Here is a 10,160-nt window from a genome sequence, read left to right as displayed (position 1 = left end):
GGCACTAGCCGCCCGGAAAGCTGTAAATTTACTGCTGTGCGATTCTGGATTTTAAAAGAATGCGCCCGATGAGAGCTACCAGAATAGCTGCGACAATTGCTTCCGGCACACCATTGATTCCAATGATGGAAAGAATGAAGGTGTATACTGCATCAGAAGCTACTTTATTGGCTGTGGCATAGGCATCTTTGAAAAATACAAAGATCAGGTTCATAACCAGAAGTGTATTTGTTAATGAGCCAATCAGTCCGGCTGCGCCCAGAGATACCAGAAGCCCGGAGCTGCTTTTTTTCGTCAGCTTGTAAAGTCCGTGATATACATAATAAGGTACAATACCAACTAAAATTCTTGGGACAAAACAGATAATAACACTTCCTATGCCGCCGTGAATATCGCCAAGAGTGTAGAATGGCGAAAAAACAAAAGACGTAACGGTTGGATTAATCGTATTATTAATAAAACTGGTCAGTCCAAATACGAACCCTAAAAGGGCACCTTTTTTCGGACCTAATAAAAGACAACCGATAATTACCGGTATGTGGATAATCGTCGCTCGCGTAAAGCCCAGCGGGATATACCCCAGAAATGGTGTGAAGGCAAGGATTATAATCAGTGCTGCGAACAGTGCAACCTGTACCATGCCCAGTGTGCGAGGTTTTCTCGCAATTACTGCATTTGTGTTATTCATTTTTTTTCCTCCTTGTTATTATTCCCGGGATTGCGTTTGAAAAAGTTTTTTAAGACACATCCGAATGGGATACAATACAATTACGGCGTTAGTATAGCACGATCAGTGACCAAAAACAAGATTTAAATTACAGGTGCATTTTATAGAAAGATATGTTAGAATATTGGGATAAAGGGAATAAATGCATCAGACGCCGATAAGAAAAGCATGAGCTTTTTTCATAAATATATACAGGATTTGAGAGGAAGAATAAACAGATGTTAAAAGGAAAGACTGTGATTTTAGGAGTAACAGGCAGTATTGCAGCATATAAAATAGCCAATCTGGCAAGTATGCTGGTCAAATTGCACTGTGATGTACATGTCATCATGACCAGAAATGCGACGAATTTTATTCATCCTATTACTTTTGAGACATTGACGAATAACCGCTGTCTGGTAGATACTTTTGACCGGAATTTTCAATACAATGTGGAACACGTGGCACTTGCTAAAAAAGCGGATCTGGTTCTTGTGGCTCCGGCTACGGCAAATGTCATTGCAAAATTGACTTACGGACTTGCAGATGACATGCTGACAACGACTGTTTTAGCATGTACCTGTAAAAAAATAGTGGCACCAGCCATGAATACCCGTATGTATCAGAATAAGATTGTCCAGGATAACTTAAAAAAGCTGGAAATGAATGATTTTGAAGTGATAGCGCCTGCTACCGGGATGCTGGCATGTCAGGATGTGGGAGAAGGAAAGCTGCCGGATGCGGAAGTGCTTCTGGATTATGTTTTAAAAGAAATCGCCCATGAAAAAGATATGGAAGGTATGAATGTTCTGGTAACCGCAGGACCCACCCAGGAAGCAGTTGACCCGGTTCGCTATATTACCAATCACTCCACAGGGAAAATGGGATATGCAGTTGCCAGAGCCTGTATGCTGAGAGGGGCAAAGGTAACACTGGTGACAGGTCAGACAAGTGTACGGAAGCCTCCGTTTGTGGAAGTAGTCCAGATCGAGAGCGCCAGGGAGATGTACGAGGCAGTCTGCAGCCGTTACGAAGAGCAGCACATTGTTATTAAAGCGGCAGCAGTGGCTGATTACAGACCTCAGTATGTAAGCGAAGAAAAGGTGAAAAAGTCCGGGGATAAAATGGTACTGGAGCTTGAACGCACCGATGATATATTGCAGTTCTTAGGCGAACACAAAAAGCAGGGACAATTTCTCTGCGGTTTTTCCATGGAGACTGAGAATATGCTGGAAAATTCCAGAGGGAAGCTGCATAAGAAGAATCTGGACATGATTATTGCAAATAACCTGAAAGAAGATGGCGCCGGATTTGGTACGGATACCAACGTGATTACAATTATAACCGAAAAGAAAGAAATTCCCCTTTCCATTATGTCAAAAGAAGATGCGGCAAACTGTATTTTAGATGAAATCATGGTGGAGATCAAAGGAAATCAGAAGGGTTATTGTTAAGCAAAGGCAGACACCGGAATGGTTCATTCAGGGAGGATTTATATAATGAAGAGCTACGAAACAGTATGGGAAATATATAATCAATGTTCCAACAATCAGATGAGGGACATCTTTGTGGATGAAATAGAAACCAATGATCCGGAAGAATTTATTCTGGATAAATTCAAGGGAAAAAATGTAACCTTTGAGAAATCAGTTTTAAAGGGTGGAACTATCGTATTCGATATTATGGCTTCCGGAATTAAACAGCGTTATTCATTTACAGAAATATAAGCAAAAAGGGTGGGTACATTTTAGATGTATCCACTTTTGCAAATCAAAAACCCCGCTGCAACGGGGCATGTGCTTCGGTCCGTGCTAAACGTGCGCCACTGGCGCACAGCACCCTCGCGGCAGCCGCCAAATGGACGCGCTAGCGTGTCCGTTTGGCTCGTTGCTCGCGGGAATTAGAAATTTGAAATTACAGGAGGAAAACATGGAACAGTTATTTGCGTCATTGAAAGAACAGCAGGTAAGTGAAGGGCTGTTAGCGGATATAGAAAAGTTCCGGAAGAGATACCCGGCAGAAGAGAGATTTACAAACCGTATTGTAAAGCCGCAGATACCGTTTCTTGGAAAAGAAGTATTTGAAATGGCAGCTGCCGCCCTGCTTCAGGGTGAAAATGTATTACTTTCGGGAACAAAGGCTACGGGAAAGAATGTGCTGGCTGAGAACCTGGCATATATATTCGGAAGGCCTTCCTATAATATATCTTTTAATGTAAATACGGACAGCTCATCCTTAATAGGAACGGATACCTTTAAAAATAATGAGGTTCAGCTGCGGACAGGTCCGGTATATGAATGCGCGGTAAATGGTGGATTCGGAATCTTTGACGAGATAAACATGGCTAAAAATGATGCGGTCTCTGTACTGCATGCAACGTTGGATTACCGGAGAATGATTGATATTCCGGGGTATGAAAAAATTGAACTCCATGAAGCATCCCGTTTTATTGGAACTATGAATTACGGATATGCGGGCACTAAGGAATTAAATGAAGCCTTAGTTTCCAGATTCATGGTAATTGATATGCCCCCTATTACCGAAGGGATACTACTTCAGATATTAAAGGATCTTTTTCCGGAAGCAAAAGGATCAGGGCTGAGGCAGCTCACCGGTGTATTTATGGATTTACAGGAAAAGGCATTGAATAATGAAATTTCCACCAAACCGCTGGATCTGCGTGGATTGATTGGCGCAATCAAAACCATACGGGCGGGACTTTCACCGGAGCTTGCCATACGCATGGGAATCATCAATAAAAGTTTTGATATATTTGAACGTGAATTAATTGAAGACATTGTAATGACCCGAATTCCGGAGGACTGGAGCAGTGCAAGCATTTTTTGAAGATGAACTGGAGATCGAAAACCGAATAAAGAATCTGATGTGGACGGTAAGCGGCAATTACCAGCTGGATGTGAAGCTGGATGTGGCTTCTTTTCGCAAGTCTAAATATATTTCCCTCTATGATGCAGTCAAACAGGGGGCATTTGCCCGTTTTTTTGACAAAGAGCAGTTTGCGATGTATATTGTTAAGAAGGTATACTACGGTGCAGAGGAGGCACAGCTTTTGAATATTGCCCAGATCTGTGTGGATGCAGCATCTTATAAAAAGATAGCTGCAGAACGGCCGGGTGTGCCCAGAATTCGTAAAAAAGCATTTGAGGCTATTTTAGATTATGATTTTGGGAAAATGACCCAGTCCTTTATAGGCAGGGTGAAGATCTGTCTGATGCGCCAGGCACTTACCGGGAATCTCACAGCCGAAAAGAAGATTCTGGATACGGCTGATGCAGTAAAACAGCTGGAAGAAGCACAGGATACCATGGAAATAATTAAAACGGTGGATCACCTCTATAACACCATTGTAGATAAAAGCTTTGTGAAAAAGCATGGAGATCTGGAACATGTTCTTGCGGTTACATTTGAGGATCTGAAGGAGTTTGACTGGAAAGACCTGTTAGAGGAAGAGATGTATGAGGACTTACTGGAACAGTATCTGGAGCAGGTGAGTAATCAGGTCACTTCTTTTGACGAAATGCAGGAAGATGACCCTTCGGAGCAGAAAAAGAAAAATGGCGGGCAGCGTGTCATCGTACTGGATGAGGAAGCCGTTGCAAAAGTCTATGGTTATATTGAATTGACATATGGACGTTCTTATCTGAATCCGCTGGAGCAAAAGAGGATCAATAACCGTTTGTGTACCGGTGCACATGCAGACTGCAGCTTATACTATACCGATGGTGTATTGGAAAATACAGTCCGGGTGAATGCCCAGTATGTAAATGCCAAAAAACAGGCGGATAAGAATCGACTGGTCTATCATAACAGCAAAACCCTATCCAGACGCAATATTGAGATTATGACCGATAACCTGAGACGTTCTCTCATGCTGCGCAGTCAGATTGATTATATGAAAGCCGATTACGGTCAGATCGTGCCGGGGAGGCTCTGGAGAGTGGGCAGGGCAGATACCGGGAAGCTTTTTACAAAAGCATGTAAGCAGAATTCCACAGAGTTTGTGGTGGACATCCTGATGGATGCAAGCGGGTCACAGAGAGACCGGCAGGGCCAGGTAGCCCTTCAGGCGTTTATCATCAGTGAGGCTTTAAGCAATGTGGGGATTCCACATCGGGTCATGAGTTTTTGCAGCTTCTGGGATTATACCGTCATGCAGCGTTTTCGGGAATATGACGAGAACAGAAGTGCAAACCGTAAGATATTTGAGTATACCACTTCTTCCAATAACCGGGATGGTCTGGCAATCCGGGCGGCAGGTGATTCTCTGTATCAGAGGGAAGAAGAAAATAAAATTTTAATTGTGTTAAGCGATGGCAGGCCGAATGATGTGATTGTCAACCGGCCCGGCAGCCGGAATCCAAAACCGTATCATGGGGATTACGCAGTGTCAGATACTGCATTTGAAGTGCGTAAGCTTCGGAATCTGGGTATATTTGTATTAGGGGTATTTGCCGGGAAAGAACATGATCTGGCGGCGGAAAAGAAGATTTTCGGAAAGGATTTTGCTTATATCCGGGATATTAACAGCTTTTCAAATGTGGTTTGCCTTTATTTGAAGAAATTATTGGAATGGTAGAAAGGAGTGATATAAATGAAAACTTCAAATGAGATTAAAACTTTAATTGCAGCAGGAATTGCAGCAGTAGGCACAGGCTCGTATGCTTTTTGGAGAAGGGCAGTACTCAGTGTGGACAATCCGCCCAGACACGCTACGGAAGAAGCAAAAGCCGGGACGCATTGGGAGACAACCCTTCCATTTATTCGCAACAGGCTGGCATGGCTTGACCGGCAGAAGACAGAGCCGGTCAGTATTACATCTTTTGACGGGCTTAAATTAAAAGGCGTGTTGCTGCCGGCGAAAGAAGAATCTGAAAAAGTTGTGCTGGCAGTACATGGATATACCAGTTGTGGGGATAATGAGTATGCAGCCATGTCCTATTTTTTCCATGAGAACGGCTATCATGTTCTGCTTGTGGACGACAGGGCGCATGGTGCAAGTGAAGGCAGATATGTGGGATACGGATGCCTGGACCGGGAGGATGTATACCGTTGGACCCGTTTTCTGCATGATCGTTTTCAGGGAAAATGTTCTATCTATTTACATGGAATATCCATGGGGGCAGCAACCGTTCTAATGGCTGGCTCTATGAGTCTCCCGCCTTCCGTAAAAGGAATTGTGGCAGACTGCGGATTCACTTCCCCTTGGGAGGAATTTGCTTATCTGTTAAAGCATAAATATCATTGTCCGGTATATCCAGTTTTGCCGGTTGTGAATCTGATCAATAAAGTTGTGGCGGGGTACGGTTTTAAAGACTGTGATGCCAGAAAAGAAGCCGCCAATACATCCATTCCTGTTTTAATTATACATGGTGAGAAGGATCGATTTGTTCCAGCCAGTATGGCAAAGGAAATCTACGATGCCTGTGCATCCAGAAAACAGCTATGGCTGGTAAAAGATGCAGCACATGCGGAAAGCTACTATGTTGCAAGAAAAGAATATGAAGAAAGGGTTCTGGATTTTCTGAAAAGTCTAGAGCGCGTTTGAAAAAGCTTTCTGACAGATGGAAGGAATGATTTTTCAAACAAGCTCTGGGATAAGGAAAGCCGGAATTGGTAGCATGATAAAATTTACACGTAAGAAACTATCAAAAATGCAGATTATTGCACTGGGATTTTTTCTTTTGATTATGGGGGGAACATTGCTGCTAATGCTTCCCATATCCAGCAGAAACGGAACAGTGACGCCCTTTCTGGACTGTATGTTCACGGCAACAAGCGCCTCTTGTGTAACGGGACTTGTAGTAGTTGACACGTATACCCACTGGAGTCTTTTTGGACAGCTGGTGATCATTACCATGATACAGATTGGCGGACTTGGGTTTATGACATTCGGAGTGCTGCTTGCAATGGCTATGCACAGAAGGATCGGGCTTCGGGAAAGAGGGCTGATATCTGAGAGCCTCAATGCCATGCAGCTTGGGGGCGTGGTGGGGTTTGTGAAAAAGATCCTGATTGGAACCCTTATTATAGAAGGAACCGGGGCAATTCTGCTTTCCATTCGTTTTATTCCGGAATTTGGACTGATAGAAGGTATTGGAAATGGTATTTTCCATTCTATATCCGCTTTTTGCAATGCGGGATTTGACCTGATGGGGAAATTCGAACCATACGCTTCTCTGACACCTTATTCCGGGGACTGGCTGGTCAATCTCACAATTATGGCGCTGGTTATGATCGGTGGAATTGGATTTTTAGTTTGGGATGATATTATCATTCATAAATGGCATTTTAAAAAATTTCATGTACATTCCAAAATTGTAATCATTACAACGGGGATTCTGGTATTTGGCGGAGCATGTTTGTTTGCTGTTTTTGAGAGAAATAATTTATCTGCCCATATGGGGGGCCAGGAGGCATTCCTCACTGCGATGTTTGATTCGGTAACTGCCAGAACGGCAGGATTTAATACGACAGATACAGCTGCGTTATCCCAGAGCAGCAAGCTGCTTACCACGATATTAATGTTTATCGGAGGCAGCCCCGGCTCTACAGCGGGAGGTATTAAGACCACTACGGTTGTGGTATTTATTATGTACATGCGTGCATCCATGATGCGAACCAGGGGGATTAACATTTTTAAGCGGCGGATAGATGATGAAGCAATTAAGAAAGCAAGTGCAGTCTTGTGTATTAATCTGCTGCTTTCTCTGGGAGCGGTGATGCTGATCTGCACCATTCAGCCTTTACAGCTTACAGATGTCATGTTCGAAGCCATGTCCGGTATTGGCACGGTTGGTATGACCACAGGAATTACCAGGGAACTGCTGCCGGTCTCAAGAATAGCAGTTATGATACTAATGTACTGCGGAAGATTAGGAAGCCTTTCTTTTGCCCTTTCCTTCACAGAAAGAAAAAAGATATCTCCAATCGAACTTCCTCAGGAAAAAATACTTGTAGGATAAGGAAGGAGCTTAAAGCTTGGAATTTAAAATCAATAATAAGAAAACAATATTTATTGCCATCGCTTTTGCTATTGTGTTGTATTGGGGGCTGAATAATCATGAATTACTTTTTCGGGGATTAAGCTATGTAATCGGCATCTGTTCGCCGATTATCTTAGGCGGTGCGATTGCTTTTGTGCTGAATGTACCGCTCCGGTTTTTTGAAAAATACCTGGGGAAAGTGATAAAAGGTAAACAGAGTGCCCTTCGATTTACCGGCATAATCCTGTCATATGCTCTGGCGATTGGCATTATCGTATTTGTAATTATGACGGTAATCCCGGAAATGGTAAATACGGTGAAATCACTAAATCAGGGATTTCCCCAGTTTATCGACCAGTTAGACGGCTGGCTAAAAGGTCTGGCGAAGAACTATCCCGACATTACGGATTATATCTCCAAATTAGAAGTAAATTGGCCGTCCATCGTTGAACGTGTGCTGGGTGTTCTGCAAAGTGGAGTAACCAATGTATTGTCCTCCACCCTGGGTGTGGCTACATCTGTGATCGGTGTACTGACCACCATTATGCTTGGAGTCATTTTCTCCATATATATTTTGGCACAAAAAGAAAAGCTGGGTACACAGTTTCGTAAAATTTTATACGCTTATCTGCCTCAGGGAAGAGCAGACCGGATTACTGAAATCGGCCATCTCACAAGCAAAACTTTTACCGGGTTTATTTCCGGGCAGTGCATGGAAGCTCTGCTCTTTGGAATACTTTGCTATATTGGGATGCTAATCTTTAATTTTCCATATGCCATCAGTATTTCGGTACTGATTGGATTTACCACCTTAATCCCGGTGCTTGGTGCATTTATCGGGACAGGTCTTGGTGCGCTGCTGATTCTGGTAACCAATCCATTAAAAGCCCTTTGGTTTGTAGTGTTTATTATTGTGCTACAACAGATTGATGAGCACTTTATGTATCCGAGAGTCGTTGGTACCTCCGTAGGCCTGCCAAGTCTGTGGGTTATGATAGCCGTTACTTTGGGCGGCAGCCTGATGGGACTGTTCGGTATGCTGGTATTCGTACCTCTGGTTTCCGTGTTCTATGCCCTGTTCAGAGAGTCCGTATATGGAAGATTAAAAAAGCGTGCTGTTCCGGAAGTGAAGTACATTGAGTCAGTGGGCGAGAAGATAGAAAAATCAAAAAATCAGAAGTGATAGATATAAAAAAATTAAATGAAATAAAAAGATTAAAAGATTCTAAAGATAAAACGAAATAAAAAGATATAAAAAGATGTAAAAAGATATAAAAAGATATAAAAGATTTAAAAGATTTAAAAGAGATATAAAAGATTTTAAAGATTAAAAAAAATTTTAAAATTTAAAAAGATAATAGAGATAAAAGAGATCAATAGAGATAAAGATTTAAGGAGGAAATATCATGTCAGAAAAAGAATGCAGCAATTCAAGCTGTACCAAAGAAAGTTGCGAAGGGTGTCCAAGCAAGAATCCGAAAAGTTTTCTTGTGGAGCCTAATATTTATACGGAAATTAAGCATGTAATCGGCATCGTCAGCGGTAAGGGAGGAGTTGGTAAGTCCATGGTTACTGCGTCCCTTGCAAATAAGCTGACGGAGCAGGGGTACCGGGTGGGTATCCTGGATGCGGATATTACCGGACCTTCCATTCCCAAAATGTATGGACTTCATGGTCCAGCACAGGGGGATGATCAGGGAATTTATCCAATGCTGGCCAAAAACGATATTAAGGTAATGTCGGTCAACCTTCTGCTTCCGGATGAAGAAGCGCCGGTAATCTGGAGAGGTCCGGTTATTTCAAATATGGTAAAACAGTTCTGGACAGATGTAATCTGGGGAGAACTGGATTATCTGCTTGTGGATATGCCCCCGGGAACAGGTGATGTTCCTCTTACCGTATTCCAGTCCCTTCCGGTAGATGGCATTGTGATTGTTTCTTCCCCACAGGACTTAGTTCGTATGATCGTAAAGAAAGCATACAGCATGGCGAAGAGCATGAACATCCGGGTACTTGGAATCGTTGAAAACTACAGCTTTTTAAAATGTCCGGACTGCGGAAAAGAAATCAGGGTCTTTGGAGAAAGCCATATAGAAGAGATTGCCAAAGAACTGGATGTGGATCTGTTAGGAAAAATGCCCATTGATCCTGAGTTTGCCAGAATGGCAGATGAAGGATGCTTTGAAGAGGCGAAAAATGAATACATCAGTGATGCGGCAGCAGCGCTGCGGAAAATAAAATAGTGATCAACAGGAGCGTGTCTTAAAAATGCTATCTGCAGGATGTGTGTCACAGGTTGTGGGACGTATATCCTGCGGAGATAATTTTAAAGACACGTTTTCATGTATTTTAGAGCTTTGCAAATGGGGAGGCAAAAGCGATTTGAAAGCACTAAATTTGGGTTTTGCTGAGTAAGGACGCTTTGTAGATGGAGGTGGTGTACGGAAAGA

9 protein-coding genes are annotated in these 10,160 nt (G+C 42.8%); 8 read left to right on the top strand and 1 reads right to left on the bottom strand.

The window, feature by feature from the left end:
* Nucleotides 1-28 precede the first annotated feature (28 nt).
* Complete coding sequence (locus tag ACH2DQ_RS14245) at nt 29-688, bottom strand: ECF transporter S component (protein ID WP_394915831.1); 660 nt, start codon at nt 686-688, stop codon at nt 29-31.
* A 257-nt stretch (nt 689-945) separates the two neighbouring features.
* On the opposite strand from ACH2DQ_RS14245, the gene coaBC reads away from it, so the two are divergent.
* The 8 genes from coaBC (at nt 946) to ACH2DQ_RS14205 (ending at nt 9,953) form a co-directional block, all read left to right on the top strand.
* A complete protein-coding gene (gene coaBC, locus ACH2DQ_RS14240) occupies nt 946-2,160 on the top strand; it encodes a bifunctional phosphopantothenoylcysteine decarboxylase/phosphopantothenate--cysteine ligase CoaBC (RefSeq protein WP_394915832.1) in 1,215 nt (404 codons plus the stop codon).
* Between the two features lie 45 nt (nt 2,161-2,205).
* On the top strand, nt 2,206-2,433 hold the full coding sequence (locus ACH2DQ_RS14235; RefSeq protein WP_394915833.1) for a hypothetical protein: 228 nt from the start codon (nt 2,206-2,208) through the stop codon (nt 2,431-2,433).
* A 202-nt stretch (nt 2,434-2,635) separates the two neighbouring features.
* Nucleotides 2,636-3,553: an AAA family ATPase gene (locus ACH2DQ_RS14230; protein ID WP_394915834.1), complete on the top strand. Its 918-nt coding sequence runs from the start codon at nt 2,636-2,638 to the stop codon at nt 3,551-3,553.
* Nucleotides 3,537-5,303 (top strand): nitric oxide reductase activation protein, encoded by a 1,767-nt coding sequence (locus ACH2DQ_RS14225; RefSeq protein WP_394915835.1) that lies wholly within the window; start codon nt 3,537-3,539, stop codon nt 5,301-5,303. The genes ACH2DQ_RS14230 and ACH2DQ_RS14225 overlap by 17 nt, the downstream gene beginning before the upstream one ends.
* 15 nt (nt 5,304-5,318) lie before the next feature.
* On the top strand, nt 5,319-6,272 hold the full coding sequence (locus ACH2DQ_RS14220; protein ID WP_395027187.1) for an alpha/beta hydrolase: 954 nt from the start codon (nt 5,319-5,321) through the stop codon (nt 6,270-6,272).
* A gap of 73 nt (nt 6,273-6,345) precedes the next feature.
* Nucleotides 6,346-7,689, top strand: a complete 1,344-nt coding sequence (locus tag ACH2DQ_RS14215; RefSeq protein ID WP_394915837.1) for a TrkH family potassium uptake protein — start codon at nt 6,346-6,348, stop codon at nt 7,687-7,689.
* Nucleotides 7,690-7,705: 16 nt separating this feature from the next.
* Nucleotides 7,706-8,893: an AI-2E family transporter gene (locus tag ACH2DQ_RS14210; RefSeq protein WP_394915838.1), complete on the top strand. Its 1,188-nt coding sequence runs from the start codon at nt 7,706-7,708 to the stop codon at nt 8,891-8,893.
* A 223-nt stretch (nt 8,894-9,116) separates the two neighbouring features.
* Nucleotides 9,117-9,953 carry a P-loop NTPase gene (locus tag ACH2DQ_RS14205; RefSeq protein WP_394915839.1) on the top strand — a complete coding sequence of 279 codons (837 nt, stop codon included), beginning with the start codon at nt 9,117-9,119 and terminating at the stop codon, nt 9,951-9,953.
* The last annotated feature ends 207 nt before the right edge of the window (nt 9,954-10,160 follow it).

The sequence above is a fragment of the Robinsoniella sp. genome, from assembly GCF_034124845.1.
This window is presented reverse-complemented; position numbering and strand designations above follow the sequence as displayed.

Coding starts and splice junctions, on each gene's coding strand:
- ACH2DQ_RS14245 (WP_394915831.1), bottom strand. CDS start 688: ATGAATAACACAAATGCAGTAATTGCGAGAAAACCTCGCACACTGGGC.
- coaBC (WP_394915832.1), top strand. CDS start 946: ATGTTAAAAGGAAAGACTGTGATTTTAGGAGTAACAGGCAGTATTGCA.
- ACH2DQ_RS14235 (WP_394915833.1), top strand. CDS start 2,206: ATGAAGAGCTACGAAACAGTATGGGAAATATATAATCAATGTTCCAAC.
- ACH2DQ_RS14230 (WP_394915834.1), top strand. CDS start 2,636: ATGGAACAGTTATTTGCGTCATTGAAAGAACAGCAGGTAAGTGAAGGG.
- ACH2DQ_RS14220 (WP_395027187.1), top strand. CDS start 5,319: ATGAAAACTTCAAATGAGATTAAAACTTTAATTGCAGCAGGAATTGCA.
- ACH2DQ_RS14215 (WP_394915837.1), top strand. CDS start 6,346: ATGATAAAATTTACACGTAAGAAACTATCAAAAATGCAGATTATTGCA.
- ACH2DQ_RS14205 (WP_394915839.1), top strand. CDS start 9,117: ATGTCAGAAAAAGAATGCAGCAATTCAAGCTGTACCAAAGAAAGTTGC.